This window comes from Bacillus sp. AR4-2, from assembly GCF_008274865.1.
GTDB lineage: Bacteria > Bacillota > Bacilli > Bacillales > Bacillaceae_G > Bacillus_A > Bacillus_A cereus.
The window spans coordinates 3,722,765-3,739,990 of record NZ_CP031062.1 but is presented as its reverse complement, the minus strand read 5'-3'; the positions used below and the strand labels follow the sequence as shown (position 1 = coordinate 3,739,990).

The following is a 17,226-nucleotide window of genomic DNA, read 5'->3' as shown; positions in this document are numbered from 1 at the left end:
TTATAGCAGAAAAAACGAAACGAATGTTCTATTATGTGTATACGAATTTAGAAGAATGGTTCATTTGATGAAAAATATGTAAAAATTCTTAGATTCATACTAGTATTGGTACAAGTTTCACTTTTCTATGAGTACATCTTAGTGTAGACTTATACTTGGCGGTAAACTTTACACTCGAAATAGAATTATTTCAAGATAAGCAGTTATTCATAGTTTACTGCGATATTCTTAATTGAATGCTAAATAAAAATAAGAAAAATATAGGGTTAAAAAAGGGAAACGTATAAAGACGTTGAATATTTTTCTTATAAATAGTAAAGTTGCGATTGTTGTTCCATATATTGAGTTGTATGGTATAAATAAAGAAGGAGGTGCCAAAGAATGAACAGCAATGAAATATATGTTAGTCTTGACATCGGTACATCCAATGTTAAAGTCATCATTGGTGAAATGGTTAATGACAGCTTAAACATTATTGGTGTTGGAAATGTAAAATCAAATGGTTTAAAGAAGGGATCGATAGTTGATATAGACGAGACTGTTCGATCAATTAAAAAAGCAATTGAACAAGCTGAGCGCATGGTGGGAATCCACATTGAGCAAGTTGTAGTAGGTGTCAATGCAAACCAGGTACAGCTACTTCCTTGTCACGGAGTAGTCGCTGTTTCAAATGAAGATCGTGAAATCGGGAATGAAGATGTCTTACGCGTTCTAGATGCAGCACAAGTTGTGTCAATTGCTCCAGAACGTGAGTTTATTGATGTGGTACCTCGACAGTTCATCGTAGACGGTCTTGACGAGATTAACGATCCACGCGGGATGATCGGTGTAAGATTAGAAATGGAAGGTACACTTATTACAGGCTCGAGAACTTTACTACATAACCTACTTCGTTGTGTAGAAAAAGCAGGTCTTGAAATTGTTGATATTTGTCTTCAACCTTTAGCGGCTGCAACAGTTGCAATATCTTCAGATGAAAAAAATAGAGGAGTAGCCCTTGTTGATATGGGGGGAGGATCTACAACTTTATCTATTTTTAAAGATGGAGAGTTACAAGCGACGAGCGTATTACCATTAGGTGGAGACCATATAACGAAAGATATTGCGATTGGGTTGAAAACTTCAACAGAAAATGCAGATCAAATTAAGTTGAAATATGGACATGCTTTTTATGATACAGCATCTGAAGAAGAGATGTTTACGGTTCCTATTATGGGAAGTGATCAAACAGAACAATATTCTCAGTTGGAATTATCGGATATAATAGAGGCTCGTGTAGAGGAAATTTTAATGTTTGTTCAAGATGAAGTGCGTAAGTTAGGAGTAAAGCAAGTGGCTTCTGGTTATGTACTAACTGGCGGAATTGCTTCTATGCCAGGTGTTCTTGATCTTGCATATGATATTTTACATGAAAATGTTCGTGTAGCAACTCCTGATTATATTGGTGTGCGTGAGCCCCAATATACAAGTGGAGTTGGATTAATTAAACATTCTTATCAAAAAGCTAAATTACGTGGGAAAAATGTGCAGGAAAAGCAAGAGCATTTTGAACCAGTACCAGCACCAGCACCAACGCCGGTACAACAGCAACCCACGAAACAAAAAACTCGTAATCAAAACAATAATAATCAAAATGATGACCGCATGATGTCAAAAGTAAAACGTGTATTCCGTTATTTATGGGATTAAAATTGGACACGAAAAATGAGGTTCTAGGGGGATTTCGACATGTTAGAGTTTGATACTACTCAAGATCAATTAGCGAATATAAAAGTTATCGGTGTCGGCGGTGGCGGAAACAATGCTGTAAACCGTATGATTGAACACGGTGTACAAGGTGTAGACTTTATCGCTGTGAACACTGATGCACAAGCATTAAATCTATCAAAAGCTGAAACAAAAATGCAAATTGGTGGAAAATTAACGCGTGGACTTGGTGCAGGCGCAAACCCTGAAGTAGGGAAAAAAGCTGCAGAAGAAAGTAAAGAACAGATTCAAGAAGCACTTCGTGGTGCGGATATGGTCTTCGTAACTGCCGGTATGGGCGGTGGAACTGGAACTGGTGCAGCTCCAGTTGTTGCTCAAGTTGCAAAAGAATTAGGTGCTTTAACAGTAGGTGTTGTAACACGTCCATTTACTTTTGAAGGACGTAAGCGTGCGACGCAAGCAGCATCTGGTATTGCAGCATTTAAAGAAAATGTAGATACTCTTATTGTAATTCCAAACGATCGCTTATTAGAGATTGTTGATAAAAATACGCCAATGTTAGAAGCATTCCGTGAAGCTGATAACGTATTACGTCAAGGTGTTCAAGGTATTTCGGATTTAATTGCAACGCCAGGTTTAATTAACTTAGACTTTGCAGACGTAAAGACAATTATGTCTAATAGAGGTTCTGCTTTAATGGGTATTGGTTCTGGTAATGGGGAAAATCGTGCTGCAGAAGCTGCGAAAAAAGCGATTTCTAGCCCATTACTAGAAACATCTATTGATGGAGCTCAAGGTGTTATCATGAACATTACGGGTGGCGCTAACTTAAGCTTATATGAAGTACAAGAAGCGGCAGACATCGTAGCTTCAGCTTCAGATCCAGAAGTAAATATGATCTTCGGTTCTGTTATTAACGAAGGATTAAAAGATGATATCGTTGTAACTGTAATTGCAACTGGTTTTGATGATAGCATTGCAACTCAACCACCAAAACCAATTATTCGTCCGAATGCGAACCACACGCAACAACAGCAACAACCAGTAGCTCAACCTTCAAAACAGCGTGAAGTAAAACGTGAAATGAAGCGTGAAGAGCCAGTTGTACATGAGCGTCATTCAGATTCAGATGATATCGATATTCCAGCATTTTTACGTAACCGTCGTAGACGATAAAAAAAGGAGCTTTCATGCTCCTTTTTGTTTTTTATGGAAAAGACCTGCTAAGCAGGTCTTTTTTTTTATTTCGTATATTTCAATATATTTTGTTTGTGAAAATAAGAGTATATCATTCTATGAATTTGTACTTTTATTTTTTACCGACAGATTATGTCTAGAAATCACAAAATAACAAAAAAACACCTCCGCAAATTGACACACTTTCCTATTGGATATGCATTATACTAGTCTCAACTTGAAAAAAGAGGTGAATTGTTTGGTTGTTTACGCCGACGTTGTTTGGTTGTTAAACGCCTGCATTGATTTTCTTTTGCTTTTATTAACAGCTACCGTGTTAAAAAAGAAAATCAAAAGATGGAGGCTTGTGTTAGGGGCATTTATAGGTTCAACTATTGTTATTTTTGCCTTTACTCCTTTTGCTTCTATGATGACACATCCAATTATGAAACTACTGTACTCGTTACTTATTGTGTATACAGCATTTGGGTTTACAACATTTAGAAATTATGCACAAACTGTTTTTACTTTTTACTTTGTAACCTTTATGGTTGGCGGAGGATTAATTGGAACTCATTTCTTTTTGCAAACGAATGAAATGGTAAATGGATTGGTTCAATCTCAGTCAATTTCTTACGGTGATCCAATTAGTTGGTTATTTGTTATTTTTGGTTTTCCAGTAATTTATTATTTTTCTAAAAAGCGTATTGAAAGCGTAGAGGTCACGAAAATACACTATGATCAAATTGTGAAAGTAAAAATTCAATTAGCCGAAGAAGAACTAGAACTCGCAGGTCTTATTGACAGTGGGAACCAACTTTATGACCCATTAACAAAAACACCTGTTATGATTATGCATGTTTCATCATTAGAACATTGCTTACCATCTTGGTTAACAGAACAAATTTATTCCAAAACAGAAATTCCTCAAATACCAGAAAATGATTCTGGTTGGGCGACCAAATTACGCTTAATTCCTTTCCGTGCAGTAGGAGTAGAGAGTCAATTTTTGTGGGCAATTAAGCCTGACAGTGTGCAAGTTGACCATGAAGGTAGTTCTATTGTTGTAAACAAAGTATTAATTGGATTAAATACACAACAGCTGTCTACTAATGGGGAGTATCAATGTATTGTGCATCCAAAAATGTTGATTTCGCAAAAAATGGTGATCGCTTAATAAATGAGAGGCGGGATAATATGATGAAATTAAAATTTTATTTAGTATACCTTTGGTATAAAGTATTGCTGAAATTAGGAATTAAGACCGATGAAATTTATTATATTGGTGGAAGTGAAGCGTTGCCACCACCGTTAACAAAAGAAGAAGAGGAAGTTCTTTTGAATAAATTGCCAAAAGGAGATCAGGCAGCAAGGTCATTACTTATTGAACGTAACTTAAGGCTCGTTGTATATATAGCAAGAAAGTTTGAAAATACAGGGATAAATATTGAAGATTTGATTAGTATAGGAACAATCGGCCTTATTAAAGCGGTAAATACATTTAATCCAGAAAAGAAAATAAAATTAGCAACATATGCATCGCGTTGTATAGAAAATGAAATTTTAATGCATTTACGTCGAAATAACAAAAATCGTTCGGAAGTTTCTTTTGATGAACCACTAAACATTGATTGGGATGGGAATGAACTGTTATTGTCTGACGTGTTAGGTACAGATGATGATATTATTACAAAAGATTTAGAAGCTACTGTAGATCGTCACCTTTTAATGAAAGCATTACACCAATTAAATGATCGTGAAAAACAAATTATGGAACTTCGGTTTGGGCTTGCTGGAGGAGAGGAAAAGACGCAAAAAGATGTGGCGGATATGCTTGGGATTTCACAGTCATACATTTCGCGTTTAGAAAAAAGAATTATAAAAAGATTACGAAAAGAATTTAATAAAATGGTGTGAAGAATAAGACCAGCCGTTATGTAGGCTGGTCTTATTCTATTTAGTTGTATTAGGAAAGATAATTTAAATAAAAAATCGTGAAAAAACCACATGCATAAAATCCCCTTCAAAGGAAATACTTTACACTGTACAGCAACTCCCGATAGGAGGGAACACTTTGACGAGAAACAAAGTAGAAATTTGCGGTGTTGATACAGCTAAACTTCCAGTATTAAAAAATGATGAAATGCGTAAATTATTTCGTGAAATGCAAAGTGGAGAGATAAGCGCAAGAGAAAAATTAGTGAATGGAAACTTACGTCTTGTACTGAGCGTCATCCAAAGATTTAATAACAGAGGAGAATATGTTGACGATTTATTTCAAGTTGGTTGCATCGGACTTATGAAATCAATTGATAATTTTGATTTAGGCCAAAATGTAAAATTTTCAACGTATGCTGTGCCGATGATTATTGGGGAAATACGCAGATATTTGCGTGATAATAATCCGATTCGCGTATCGCGCTCATTGCGAGATATTGCGTATAAAGCTTTGCAAGTAAGAGAAAAATTGATTGCAGAAAATTCAAAAGAACCAACAGCAATGGATATTGCAAAAGTGCTAGAAGTAACTCATGAAGAGATAGTATTTGCTTTAGATGCGATTCAAGATCCAGTTTCATTATTTGAACCGATTTATAATGATGGGGGAGATCCTATCTTTGTTATGGATCAGTTAAGTGATGAAAAACAAAAGGACGAGCAGTGGGTTGAAGAATTAGCATTGAAAGAAGGAATGAAGCGTTTAAATGATAGAGAGAAAATGATTATTAGAAAACGTTTCTTCCAAGGAAAGACACAGATGGAAGTTGCAGAAGAAATTGGGATTTCCCAAGCGCAAGTATCACGTTTAGAGAAGTCAGCTATTAAACAAATGAATAAAACGATTCAAGGATAAGGTCTCACCAATTATGGTGAGACCTTTTTATATGTAATATGGTTTGTGCTCATAGTAGGGGATTAGTGTTCATATAATGAAACTAGCATGGTGTTTCGTATAGATGGCTTCCTGTAAATATGAGAAACAGTTTCCAATTTGTCATATAAGGGAGAGGATAAAAATGGTGATACGAATTTCAGAGTTACAGATGAAGGATGTTATAAATATTTCAGATGGAAAAAGGATTGGGAATATTGGAGATATTGAAATTGATATGAACACAGGGCAAGTTTGTTCTGTTATTATTTCCAAACAGACACGTATGCTAGGTATTTTTGGAAAAGATGTTGAGATTGTAATTCCTTGGAAGGAAATTGTGAAAATTGGGGAGGATGTCATACTTGTAAGAGTAAATCCTGTTAATTCTGTAACAGAATCAATACAAACACCGACAATTTCATAAAGAATATTACAAATTCCTCTTTTTTTTCTGTTAGGATTATGAAAAAATAAAAGTATGGTAAAATAGACAGGAAGTACCATGCTTTTTTCTGTTATTTTAATTAAAAGGAGCCGCTTTATTATGAGAGAACCATTTAAATATGTGGACGGTATACTGTATTTACAAGCGTGGAAAGAACTTGGAAACATTACTGCTGGATTTACGACAAAAGATGGTGGGATAAGTACGGGCTCCTTTCATGCGATGAATTTAGGATTACATGTGAATGATATCGTGGAGAACGTTCATGAAAACAGACGCATTTTAGCAAATAAGTTACAAAAACCATTAGAAAACTGGATTTGCTCTGAACAAGTTCATGCTCATCATGTTGAAAAAGTAGGGCAACAGGAAAAGGGAAGTGGTGTCTATTCATATGAGGACGGCATTTCAAAAACAGATGGCATTTATACGAGTAATGAAGATGTTCTGTTAACGTCTTGTTACGCGGATTGTGTTCCGCTCTATTTTTATGCACCATCACATGGTATGATAGGACTTGCGCATGCTGGATGGAAAGGCACTGTACAAGAGATTGCAAAGGAAATGATTCAAAAGTGGAATGCAGAAGGTATTTCAAGTGATGAAATTCATGTTGCAATTGGGCCGTCGATCGGATCTTGTTGTTATGTTGTGGATGATCGTGTATTAACAGCAGCACAGGAAGTAGTTAGCGGTGCTGTTCCTCATCAAAAAATTTCTGACGGGCAGTACGCAATTAATTTAAAAGAAATTAATCGTATATTATGTGTACAAGCAGGCATAAAAGAAGAGCATATTGTAATGTCATCTCTTTGTACAAGCTGTGAAGAGCAACTATTTTTCTCTCATCGTCGTGATCAAGGTAAGACAGGAAGAATGTTGAGTTTCATAGGTTTTAAGGAGGAAGGAAGCAAGTGACAGTACAAGAAAATTTAGTAATTGTAAACGAAGCTATTAAAGAATCTTGCGCTCGAGCTGGACGTTCGTTGCAAGATATTAAACTTGTTGCAGTTACAAAAACTGTAGGGATTGAAAAAACAAACGAAGTAATTGAAGCTGGAATTATCGATTTAGGTGAAAATAGAAATGAAGGTTTCTTACAGAAATACGAGCATTTCGGTTCAAAAGTTAATTGGCACTTTATTGGCTCATTACAAACGAGAAAAGTAAAAGAAATCATTAATGAAATTGATTATTTACATTCGTTAGATCGTCTTTCGCTGGCGAAAGAAATTCAGAAACGTGCTGATAAGAAAGTGAAATGCTTTATTCAAGTGAAAACCTCATCTGAAGAATCGAAGCAAGGATTGGCAATAGAAGAGGTTGTTTCTTTTATTCAAAGTTTGCAAGAATTCGATAAAATTGAAGTGGTTGGACTAATGACGATGGCTCCATTTACAGAAGAAGAGGAAGAAATCAGACGCTGTTTTAAGGAATTACGTATGCTGCAAACAGAGGTGCAGGAGCTAGAGTTATTACATGCGCCATGTAAAGAATTATCAATGGGAATGTCCAATGATTACACAATTGCAATTGAAGAAGGGGCTACATATATTCGTTTGGGAACGATTTTAGTAGGGAAAGCGTAAAAGGAAGGAGAATCTTATTATGAGTTGGTCAAAAGTAAAATACTTCTTTTTTGATACACCGGAAGAAAAAGAAGCAGCTCAATATGGTTATGAAAAGGAGCAAACAGACATGAAAAAGCAGCAAGATCCACCAGAACAACAAGACGTTACGTTTCCGAAAGCGCAACCGAAGCAAAATGTTGTGAGTATTGAAACAGCAAAACAATCTTCAAAAGTTGTTTTATTAGAACCACGCACATATTCGGAAGCACAAGGGATTGCCGACCACTTAAAAGGTAGACGAGCTGTTGTAATTAATTTGCAGAGAATGTCTACTGATCAAGCGGTACGTATCGTTGACTTTTTAAGTGGTACTGTATACGCTATAGGCGGGGACATTCAAAAAATAGGACCGAAAACATTTATGTGTACACCTGAAAATGTAGATATTGTTGGTGCGATTTCAGAGTTATTCGGTGAAGAAGAAGAAACAAATATAAAGAGGTGGTAATACGCCATGACAACAGTTTTTATAGTGTTAAGTTATGCTATCGAGATTTACTCGTGGGCACTTATTATTTACATTCTCCTATCATGGTTTCCTGGTGCAAAGGAATCAGCTTTTGGAGAGTTCCTGGCACGTATTTGTGAACCGTATTTAGAACCATTCCGCCGCTTTATTCCGCCGCTTGGAATGATTGATATTTCTCCAATCGTTGCGATCTTTGCGTTGAAACTTGCTAAAACTGGTTTGTTCAGTTTATTAAGCTATTTTTTATAGTAAGAAGGTAAATACATGAGCATCTACGAACATTTTAGGCCTGATGAGGAGGTCTTTGTGGATAAAGTGCTAGAGTGGAAGCGAGCGGCGGAATACCATCAAGTGAAGTTAACGGATTTTCTTGATCCTAGGCAACAACAAATTGTTTCTATGGTAATAGGACAAGGTGATGTTGCTGTGCAATTTGGTGGTGCAACGCCTAATGCAGAGCGTAAAAGAGCACTTATTTATCCAGACTATCTAGAATTAAATGAAGAAGAATTTCAAGTAGAAGTATTAGAAATTGACTATCCTTCCAAGTTTTATACGCTAGAACATAGGCAAATATTAGGTACATTTATGTCTCTTGGTTTAACAAGAGAAAAATGTGGTGATATTTTGCTGCAAGAAAATCGTGCCCAAATTGTAGTTGCGAAAGAAATTGTATCGTATATTGAGATGAACTTACAATCAATAGGGAAAGTAAAAGTCTCTTTAGCGTCAGTGCAAGGAGAACAAATTCTACAGATAGATGAAACGTGGGGAGAGAAATCTGGAACGGTTTCTTCACTTCGTTTAGATGTTATGTTAGCTGAAATGTTACATTTATCTAGACAGAAAGTACAACCTTTCATAAAAAATGGTTTAGTAAAAGTCAATTGGAAAACAGTGGAGCAAACTTCTTATGAATGCTATCCAGGAGATGTTTTTTCTGTTAGAGGATATGGCCGAAGTAAATTATTTTCTGTAGAAGGTAGAACAAAACGCGACAAATGGAGAATTTTGTATGGTATACTAAAATGATTGGTTTTTTAGAAGGAAATCCTCCTATTTTGTCGAAGAAAAGATATAATTGAAAGAGGAAATTTAGATAACTACTTGGAGGTGGCGTTGTGCCGTTAACACCATTAGATATTCATAACAAAGAATTTGGTCGCGGATTCCGTGGCTATGATGAAGATCAAGTAAATGAGTTTCTTGATCAAATTATCAAAGATTATGAATTGGTCATTCGTGAGAAAAAAGCTTTAGAAGAAAAAGTTGCGCAGTTAGAAGGGAAGTTAGATCATTTCTCTAATATTGAAGATACGTTAAACAAATCTATCGTCGTTGCACAAGAAGCAGCGGAAGAAGTAAAACGTAATGCGCAAAAAGAAGCGAAATTAATTGTGCGTGAAGCTGAAAAGAATGCTGATCGTATTATTAACGAAGCATTAGTAAAATCAAGAAAAGTTGCTTTTGATATTGAAGAGCTAAAGAAACAAGCGAAAGTATTCCGAACTCGTTTCCGTATGTTATTAGAAACACAGCTTGAGATGTTAAACAACGATGATTGGGATAAACTAATTGAATTAGAAGACGAAGTAGATGAACTGTTGAAAAAAGAAGAAACAGTGTAAGCTTGACGTTTTTCTCATTATTACATATAATTTTAAACAACATATTTATTAAGAAAAACGAAGATAGGGATAAGTACCTTTTCAAACCTTATATAGCGAACTGAGGATGGTGTAAGCTCAGGATAAGGAGATAGTGGGAATATCACCCTGGAGTTCCGCGCTGAACAAATAGAGTAAGCGTAGGCGTGTATTCGCGTTAAGAATATAAAGAGGATTCTATACACATGTATATGATCTACTAGGGTGGTACCGCGGGAGACTTTCTCGTCCCTTTTTGGGATGAGAAGGTCTCTTTTTTATTCCGTTTTTTAAGTGTTTCTTTTATACATGTAAGGAGGAATTGAGCATGGAGTACAAAAATACATTACTGATGCCAAAAACAGAGTTCCCAATGCGTGGGAATTTACCAAAACGTGAGCCTGCAATGCAAGAAAAATGGGCTGAAATGAATATTTACGAAAAAGTACAAGAACATACAAAAGGACGTCCTTTATTTGTATTGCATGATGGACCTCCATATGCGAATGGTGACATTCATATGGGACATGCATTAAATAAAGTATTAAAAGACTTTATTGTTCGTTATAAATCAATGACTGGTTTTAGTGCGCCATATGTTCCAGGATGGGATACGCACGGTTTACCAATTGAACAAGCTTTAACAAATAAAGGTGTAAAACGTAAAGAAATGACAGTTGCTGAGTTCCGTAAGTTATGTGCAGAGTATGCATATGAACAAGTAGAACGTCAACGTGAACAATTTAAGCGTTTAGGTGTACGTGCAGATTGGGATAATCCATATATTACTTTAGAACCAGCTTATGAAGCACAACAAATTAAAGTGTTTGGTGACATGGCGAAAAAAGGTTATATCTATAAAGGTCAAAAACCAGTTTACTGGTCTCCAACGAGTGAATCTGCTTTAGCGGAAGCTGAAATTGAATATCAAGATAAAAAATCAGCATCTATTTACGTAGCATTCCCTGTAAAAGATGGAAAGAACGTATTAGAAGGTGATGAAAAGTACATCATTTGGACAACGACACCTTGGACATTACCTGCAAACTTAGGTATTTCTGTTCACCCAGAGCTTGAATATAGCATTGTAAAAGTAAACGATGAGAAATATATCATTGCTTCTGAGCTGTTTGAGACAGTTGCAAAAACGTTAGAGTGGGAAAATGCTGAAGTTGTGAAAACAGTAAAAGGTAGCGAACTTGAGTACACAGTTGCAAAACATCCATTCTACGATCGTGATTCATTAGTTATGCTAGGAGACCACGTAACAACAGATGCAGGTACAGGTTGTGTTCATACAGCACCAGGACACGGGGAAGATGACTTCGTTGTTGGTAAAAAGTATGGATTAGAAGTACTTTGCCCAGTCGATGATAAAGGTGTATTAACAAATGAGGCACCTGGATTTGAAGGCTTATTCTATGATAAAGCTAACAAACCAATTACAGAAAAATTAGAAGAAGTAGGCGCGTTACTGAAACTAACATTCATTACACATTCATACCCACATGATTGGAGAACGAAAAAACCAATTATTTTCCGTGCGACAGCACAGTGGTTTGCATCTATTGAAGCATTCCGTAAAGAATTAATAGAAGCTGTAGCAGAAACAAAATGGGTACCAGCATGGGGAGAAACTCGTCTTCATAATATGGTTCGTGACCGTGGTGACTGGTGTATTTCTCGTCAGCGTGCATGGGGTGTGCCAATTCCAGTATTCTATGCTGAGAATGGTGATCCAATTATTACGGATGAAACAATTAACCATGTAGCAGATTTATTCCGTGAACACGGTTCTAACGTATGGTTCGAGCGTGAAGCGAAAGATCTATTACCAGAAGGATTTACACATCCAGGTAGCCCAAATGGGGAATTCCGTAAAGAAACAGACATCATGGATGTATGGTTCGATTCAGGTTCTTCTCACCAAGCGGTATTAGAAGAGCGCGAAGATTTACAGCGTCCAGCTGATTTATATTTAGAAGGATCTGACCAGTATCGTGGTTGGTTTAACTCTTCATTATCAACAGCAGTTGCTGTAACAGGTAAAGCTCCATATAAAGGCGTACTAAGTCACGGTTTCGTACTAGATGGTGAAGGACGTAAGATGAGTAAGTCGATTGGAAACATCGTCGTACCGAAGAAAATTATGGATCAATTAGGCGGAGACATTTTACGCTTATGGGTATCTTCTGTTGACTATCAATCTGACGTACGTATTTCAGATGATATTTTAAAACAAGTAGCAGAAGTGTATCGTAAAATCCGTAACACATTCCGTTTCTTATTAGGAAACTTAGACGACTTTAAGCCAAGTGAAAATGCAGTAGCTGTAGCTGAACTTCGTGAAGTAGATCGTTACATGTTAGTGAAATTAAATGACTTAATTACAAAAGTTAAAGAAGCATATGAGACATACGACTTCGCTGCTGTGTATCATGCAATTCATAACTTCTGTACAATTGATTTAAGTTCATTCTATTTAGACTTTGCAAAAGACATTTTATATATTGAAGGTGCAAACCACGAAGATCGTCGTGCGATTCAAACTGTATTATATGATGTTCTTGTTGCGTTAACGAAACTTGTAACACCAATCTTACCGCATACAGCTGATGAAGTATGGCCATACATTCCAGGCGTAACAGAAGAAAGTGTACAATTAACTGATATGCCAGAAGCTGTACAATTAGATGACGCGGAAGCGTTAAAAACAAAATGGGATGCATTTATGACATTACGTGATGACGTGTTAAAAGCACTAGAAGTAGCTCGTAATGAAAAAGTAATCGGTAAGTCATTAAATGCAAGCATTACGCTATATCCAACTGCAGAAATGAAAGCTATGTTAGAGTCTATTAGCGAAGACTTAAAGCAATTATTCATCGTTTCTGAGTATAAACTTGGTGGTATGATGGATGAAGCGCCAGCAGATGCACCGAAGTATGAACATACAGCGGTTGTTGTTGCTCAAGCAACTGGTGAAACATGTGAACGTTGTTGGGTAGTTTCAGAAACAATTGGTAAAGATGCTGAACATGAAACATTATGTGAGCGTTGTGCAACAGTTGTTAAAGAAAACTATGTAAAATAATAAAAAAAGCTGACTGCTATTGATGCAGTCAGTTTTTTTGTTGATGGCATATCAAAATCACTTTCAGACTCTTTCCTGTGAAGGAAAAATGTGTGTGAGGTAAGCAAATAAATTTCGGACACACTAACTGTACATTACAGCTAGGAGGAATGTACACGTGAATGAAATTTACATGGAAATAAAAGAAGAATTGCAATTGATGAGAAAAGAGTTGCAAGAGAGACTAGCTAAAGAAGTAATGCACAAATATGATGTCGAGTTCAGCCAAGAGCTTGGATATGAAATTAAGGAAGAGATAAAGAAAAAATTGCTATTACATGATATAAAAGAGGATTTAAAGGATGTAGAACGCGCATTATTTAAAATGGAAATAGACATGTATGGTATTTGTGAAGATACGGGGAGATTAATTTCGACAAAGCAAATGAAGACAATGCCGACTGCCCGTACGATTCATGAATTCTTTTATGAAAAGGTAAATGTATGAATACGCACAACGATATTATATTACCTTTTTTTAATTTATTTTATTCTTCTATAAAGGTTCATTGTGAAAAGGTAGCAGCTATGCTAAAATTTTGAGGTACACTGTCTTTGTGGGGGAAATGAAAATGATATATTATGTAATAGCGTTATTCGTCATTGCTATCGATCAAATATCGAAGTGGTTAATTGTAAAGAACATGGAATTGGGTACGAGTATTCCGATTATCGACAATGTATTATACATAACATCACATCGAAATAGAGGCGCTGCTTGGGGTATTTTAGAAAATAAAATGTGGTTCTTCTACATTATTACAGTTGTTTTTGTAGTGTTTATTGTATTTTATATGAAAAAGTATGCGAAAACAGACAAGCTTCTAGGTATTTCGTTAGGCCTAATTTTGGGCGGGGCAATTGGTAACTTTATTGATCGTGTATTTAGACAAGAAGTAGTGGATTTCATTCACGTGTATATTTTCTCGTACAACTATCCAGTATTCAATATAGCTGATTCAGCATTATGTATTGGTGTTGTATTAATTATTATTCAAACATTATTAGAAGGCAAGAAAGCGAAGGAGTAATTGAATGAGTGAAGTAGTACAAGTAACAGTTGCAGCAGAGCAAAAAAACGAGCGAATTGATAAATTCGTTACAGGGATAAATAACGAATGGTCACGTACGCAAGTGCAGCAATGGATTAAAGATGAAGTTGTGACAGTAAACGGGAAAGCGGTAAAAGGGAATTATAAAGTAAAAGAAGAAGATGAAATTACAGTAACAATTCCTGAACCAGAAGAGTTAGATATTCAACCAGAGGATTTAAATTTAGAAATTTATTATGAAGATGCAGATGTGCTTGTTGTAAATAAGCCACGTGGTATGGTTGTACATCCAGCACCAGGGCATACAAGTGGTACACTTGTAAATGGCCTTATGCACCATTGTACAGACTTATCAGGCATTAACGGTGTAATGCGTCCAGGTATCGTGCATCGTATCGATAAAGATACATCTGGACTATTAATGGTTGCTAAAAATGATATGGCACATGAATCGCTTGTAAATCAGCTTGTAGCAAAAACAGTAACGAGACGTTACAAAGCGATTGTACACGGTGTGATTCCGCATGATAAGGGAACGATTGATGCTCCGATTGCTCGTGATAAGAAAGAGCGTCAAAGTATGACAGTTGATGAAAATGGTAAGAACGCTGTTACGCATTTCCAAGTGTTAGAACGCTTTAAAGACTTTACACTTGTAGAATGTCGCTTAGAAACGGGACGTACGCACCAAATTCGTGTTCATATGAAATATATTGGCTATCCACTTGCAGGAGATCCGAAGTATGGTCCGAAGAAAACGTTAGATATGAATGGACAAGCACTTCATGCGGGTATTTTAGGCTTTGATCATCCTCGTACTGGTGAATATATTCAGTTTGAGGCACCGATTCCAGAAGTGTTTGAAGACGCATTAAATATTTTACGAAAATAGTATTGACAAATCATAAGAAAACTGAGATACTGACAACAGTTAAATAATGATCCTTTAACACAGCCCCGTGAGGTTGAGAAGGTAACGGTTTGAAATACTTAGGGTATGTTGTACCCTTTTTTCAAAAGTCCTCTCGCACACGCTGAGAGGACTTTTTTTATACCATTACTCTCACGCAAGAAAAAAGCTTGGAGGTGTAGAGCATGCAAGAGAAAGCTGTCGTTTTAGATGACCAAATGATTCGCCGCGCTTTAACACGAATTAGTCATGAAATCGTGGAACGAAATAAAGGTGTCGATAATTGTGTTCTTGTCGGAATTAAAACTCGTGGAATTTTTATTGCACAACGTTTGGCAGAACGAATTGGTCAAATTGAAGGAAAAGAAATGGAAGTTGGAGAGTTAGACATTACGTTATATCGTGATGATTTAACACTACAATCGAAAAATAAAGAACCACTTGTAAAAGGTTCTGATATCCCTGTAGATATTACGAAGAAAAAAGTTATCCTTGTGGATGACGTATTATATACAGGAAGAACAGTTCGAGCAGCAATGGATGCTCTTATGGATTTAGGTAGACCATCTCAAATCCAATTGGCGGTTCTTGTTGATAGAGGTCATCGCGAATTACCAATTCGCGCTGATTATGTAGGGAAGAATATTCCAACATCAAGTGAAGAGCGTATCGAAGTTGATTTGCAAGAGACAGATCAACAAGATCGAGTAAGCATATACGATAAGTAAAGCCCTTTTAAATGTAGTCCTGTGAGGCTGCCAAAGGGTCTTGGCTTTCATATGTCAAATTTGGCATACGAAAGTGTAGGACTCTTTGTGCACAGGCACAAAGAGTTTTTTTATTGCAAAGATTTAAACTGAAGGAGGATGTAACAATGGAACAAAAGCCAGTGTTAGACGTTAATGAAGTACCGAAACCGGGAAAATGGTTATTTTTAAGTATACAACATTTGTTCGCGATGTTTGGATCAACAGTGCTTGTTCCGTTTTTAACAGGATTGAATCCATCAGTAGCATTAATATCAAGTGGATTAGGAACGTTAGCGTTTCTTCTTATAACGAAAGGTCAAGTACCTGCTTATCTAGGATCATCATTCGCCTTTATCGCACCGATTATAACAGCGAAAACGGCAGGTGGACCGGGAGCGGCAATGCTTGGTGGTTTGCTAGCAGGACTTGTGTACATCTTAATCTCACTCGGAATTAAGAAATCAGGATCAGAGTGGATTATGAAATTACTACCACCAATCGTAGTTGGTCCAGTAGTAATGGTAATCGGTCTAGCTTTAGCACATACAGCAGTTAACATGGCGATGAACGGTGCGGATGGCAAATATAGCTTTACACACTTTTCAGTAGCGTTAGTAACATTAGCAATTACAATTATATGCTCGATATTTGGAAGAGGATTTTTCAGTATCATACCAGTGTTACTTGGCATTATCGGCGGATATATCTTCGCTTACTTCCAAGGGCTAGTAGACTTAAAGCCGGTAGCTGAGGCAAAATGGTTTGTTGTACCAGATTTCACAGTACCATTTGTAACATACACACCAGAGTTTTCATGGAAGATTGTACTCTTGATGGTACCAGTTGCACTAGTAACAATATCAGAACATATCGGACATCAAATTGTTCTTGGAAATGTTATTAAAAGAGATTTAATTGAAAAACCAGGTTTACACCGTTCAATCTTCGGTGACGGAGTAGCAACATTAATCGCGTCACTAATCGGTGGGCCACCGAATACAACGTATGGTGAAAACATCGGTGTGCTAGCAATTACGAGAGCATACAGTGTATACTTATTCATCGGTTCAGCAGTATTCGCAATCATGTTCGGATTTATCGGTAAGATTTCTGCACTGATTCATTCGATCCCAACACCAGTTATGGGTGGTGTATCAATCTTACTATTCGGTGTAATCGCATCAAGCGGATTACGCATGATGGTAGATGATAAAACAGATTTAAGTGACAAACGAAACTTAATGATTGCATCAGTAATATTAGTAATCGGTATTGGTGGAGCGGTACTTCATGTAGGAGAATCATTCCAAGTAGAAGGAATGGCACTAGCAGCAATTGTAGGTGTACTGTTAAATCTACTACTACCGGAAACGAAACAAATAAAACAATCTAAGCAGATTGCTTCATAATAATAACCTTTTAATTCAGTCCTG

Annotated in this window: 18 protein-coding genes and 1 other annotated feature; all 18 genes read left to right on the top strand. The window is 36.5% G+C overall.

Features of this window, described 5'->3' with window-relative positions:
* The first annotated feature begins 381 nt into the window (after positions 1 to 381).
* The 18 genes from ftsA (at position 382) to uraA (ending at position 17,202) form a co-directional block, all read left to right on the top strand.
* Positions 382 to 1,689: a cell division protein FtsA gene (gene ftsA, locus DN399_RS19140; protein ID WP_001087558.1), complete on the top strand. Its 1,308-nt coding sequence runs from the start codon at positions 382 to 384 to the stop codon at positions 1,687 to 1,689.
* Between the two features lie 39 nt (positions 1,690 to 1,728).
* Positions 1,729 to 2,883: a cell division protein FtsZ gene (gene ftsZ / locus DN399_RS19135; RefSeq protein ID WP_000888984.1), complete on the top strand. Its 1,155-nt coding sequence runs from the start codon at positions 1,729 to 1,731 to the stop codon at positions 2,881 to 2,883.
* 259 nt (positions 2,884 to 3,142) lie between these two features.
* Positions 3,143 to 4,060 (top strand): sigma-E processing peptidase SpoIIGA, encoded by a 918-nt coding sequence (spoIIGA, locus tag DN399_RS19130; protein ID WP_000261975.1) that lies wholly within the window; start codon positions 3,143 to 3,145, stop codon positions 4,058 to 4,060.
* A gap of 20 nt (positions 4,061 to 4,080) precedes the next feature.
* Positions 4,081 to 4,800, top strand: a complete 720-nt coding sequence (gene sigE, locus DN399_RS19125; protein WP_000976948.1) for an RNA polymerase sporulation sigma factor SigE — start codon at positions 4,081 to 4,083, stop codon at positions 4,798 to 4,800.
* Positions 4,801 to 4,957: 157 nt separating this feature from the next.
* On the top strand, positions 4,958 to 5,737 hold the full coding sequence (sigG, locus tag DN399_RS19120; protein WP_000197753.1) for an RNA polymerase sporulation sigma factor SigG: 780 nt from the start codon (positions 4,958 to 4,960) through the stop codon (positions 5,735 to 5,737).
* Between the two features lie 163 nt (positions 5,738 to 5,900).
* A complete protein-coding gene (locus DN399_RS19115) occupies positions 5,901 to 6,182 on the top strand; it encodes a YlmC/YmxH family sporulation protein (RefSeq protein WP_000236750.1) in 282 nt (93 codons plus the stop codon).
* A gap of 120 nt (positions 6,183 to 6,302) precedes the next feature.
* Positions 6,303 to 7,121 (top strand): peptidoglycan editing factor PgeF, encoded by an 819-nt coding sequence (pgeF, locus tag DN399_RS19110; RefSeq protein ID WP_001209008.1) that lies wholly within the window; start codon positions 6,303 to 6,305, stop codon positions 7,119 to 7,121.
* The gene (locus tag DN399_RS19105) at positions 7,118 to 7,792 is read left to right on the top strand and encodes a YggS family pyridoxal phosphate-dependent enzyme (protein WP_000218005.1); all 675 of its coding nucleotides are present in this window, start codon (positions 7,118 to 7,120) and stop codon (positions 7,790 to 7,792) included. Before pgeF ends, DN399_RS19105 begins: the two co-directional genes overlap by 4 nt.
* Before the next feature lie 19 nt (positions 7,793 to 7,811).
* Positions 7,812 to 8,282, top strand: a complete 471-nt coding sequence (locus DN399_RS19100; protein ID WP_000119129.1) for a cell division protein SepF — start codon at positions 7,812 to 7,814, stop codon at positions 8,280 to 8,282.
* A 6-nt stretch (positions 8,283 to 8,288) separates the two neighbouring features.
* Entirely contained in the window at positions 8,289 to 8,552 is a 264-nt protein-coding gene (locus DN399_RS19095) for a YggT family protein (protein ID WP_000214232.1), read from the top strand.
* A 15-nt stretch (positions 8,553 to 8,567) separates the two neighbouring features.
* A complete protein-coding gene (locus DN399_RS19090) occupies positions 8,568 to 9,335 on the top strand; it encodes a YlmH family RNA-binding protein (protein WP_002164454.1) in 768 nt (255 codons plus the stop codon).
* An 89-nt stretch (positions 9,336 to 9,424) separates the two neighbouring features.
* Positions 9,425 to 9,931 (top strand): septum site-determining protein DivIVA, encoded by a 507-nt coding sequence (gene divIVA, locus DN399_RS19085; protein WP_001131611.1) that lies wholly within the window; start codon positions 9,425 to 9,427, stop codon positions 9,929 to 9,931.
* A 51-nt stretch (positions 9,932 to 9,982) separates the two neighbouring features.
* Positions 9,983 to 10,206, top strand: a binding site (T-box leader).
* A 71-nt stretch (positions 10,207 to 10,277) separates the two neighbouring features.
* Entirely contained in the window at positions 10,278 to 13,043 is a 2,766-nt protein-coding gene (gene ileS2 / locus DN399_RS19080) for an isoleucine--tRNA ligase (protein ID WP_000455951.1), read from the top strand.
* A gap of 157 nt (positions 13,044 to 13,200) precedes the next feature.
* On the top strand, positions 13,201 to 13,530 hold the full coding sequence (locus DN399_RS19075) for a TraR/DksA C4-type zinc finger protein (RefSeq protein WP_001002955.1): 330 nt from the start codon (positions 13,201 to 13,203) through the stop codon (positions 13,528 to 13,530).
* Positions 13,531 to 13,654: 124 nt separating this feature from the next.
* Positions 13,655 to 14,113, top strand: a complete 459-nt coding sequence (gene lspA / locus DN399_RS19070) for a lipoprotein signal peptidase LspA (protein ID WP_000642180.1) — start codon at positions 13,655 to 13,657, stop codon at positions 14,111 to 14,113.
* A gap of 4 nt (positions 14,114 to 14,117) precedes the next feature.
* Positions 14,118 to 15,026, top strand: coding sequence for an RluA family pseudouridine synthase (locus tag DN399_RS19065; RefSeq protein ID WP_000005833.1), 909 nt, complete (start codon positions 14,118 to 14,120; stop codon positions 15,024 to 15,026).
* Positions 15,027 to 15,229: 203 nt separating this feature from the next.
* Entirely contained in the window at positions 15,230 to 15,772 is a 543-nt protein-coding gene (gene pyrR, locus DN399_RS19060) for a bifunctional pyrimidine operon transcriptional regulator/uracil phosphoribosyltransferase (protein WP_001156491.1), read from the top strand.
* Positions 15,773 to 15,918: 146 nt separating this feature from the next.
* On the top strand, positions 15,919 to 17,202 hold the full coding sequence (gene uraA, locus DN399_RS19055) for a uracil permease (RefSeq protein WP_000435928.1): 1,284 nt from the start codon (positions 15,919 to 15,921) through the stop codon (positions 17,200 to 17,202).
* The last annotated feature ends 24 nt before the right edge of the window (positions 17,203 to 17,226 follow it).

Excerpts from the sequence above, each read along its gene's own strand:
- ftsA (WP_001087558.1), top strand. The coding sequence starts at position 382 with ATGAACAGCAATGAAATATATGTTAGTCTTGACATCGGTACATCCAAT.
- ftsZ (WP_000888984.1), top strand. The coding sequence starts at position 1,729 with ATGTTAGAGTTTGATACTACTCAAGATCAATTAGCGAATATAAAAGTT.
- sigE (WP_000976948.1), top strand. The coding sequence starts at position 4,081 with ATGATGAAATTAAAATTTTATTTAGTATACCTTTGGTATAAAGTATTG.
- DN399_RS19115 (WP_000236750.1), top strand. The coding sequence starts at position 5,901 with ATGGTGATACGAATTTCAGAGTTACAGATGAAGGATGTTATAAATATT.
- pgeF (WP_001209008.1), top strand. The coding sequence starts at position 6,303 with ATGAGAGAACCATTTAAATATGTGGACGGTATACTGTATTTACAAGCG.
- DN399_RS19100 (WP_000119129.1), top strand. The coding sequence starts at position 7,812 with ATGAGTTGGTCAAAAGTAAAATACTTCTTTTTTGATACACCGGAAGAA.
- DN399_RS19095 (WP_000214232.1), top strand. The coding sequence starts at position 8,289 with ATGACAACAGTTTTTATAGTGTTAAGTTATGCTATCGAGATTTACTCG.
- DN399_RS19090 (WP_002164454.1), top strand. The coding sequence starts at position 8,568 with ATGAGCATCTACGAACATTTTAGGCCTGATGAGGAGGTCTTTGTGGAT.
- ileS2 (WP_000455951.1), top strand. The coding sequence starts at position 10,278 with ATGGAGTACAAAAATACATTACTGATGCCAAAAACAGAGTTCCCAATG.
- lspA (WP_000642180.1), top strand. The coding sequence starts at position 13,655 with ATGATATATTATGTAATAGCGTTATTCGTCATTGCTATCGATCAAATA.
- DN399_RS19065 (WP_000005833.1), top strand. The coding sequence starts at position 14,118 with ATGAGTGAAGTAGTACAAGTAACAGTTGCAGCAGAGCAAAAAAACGAG.
- pyrR (WP_001156491.1), top strand. The coding sequence starts at position 15,230 with ATGCAAGAGAAAGCTGTCGTTTTAGATGACCAAATGATTCGCCGCGCT.
- uraA (WP_000435928.1), top strand. The coding sequence starts at position 15,919 with ATGGAACAAAAGCCAGTGTTAGACGTTAATGAAGTACCGAAACCGGGA.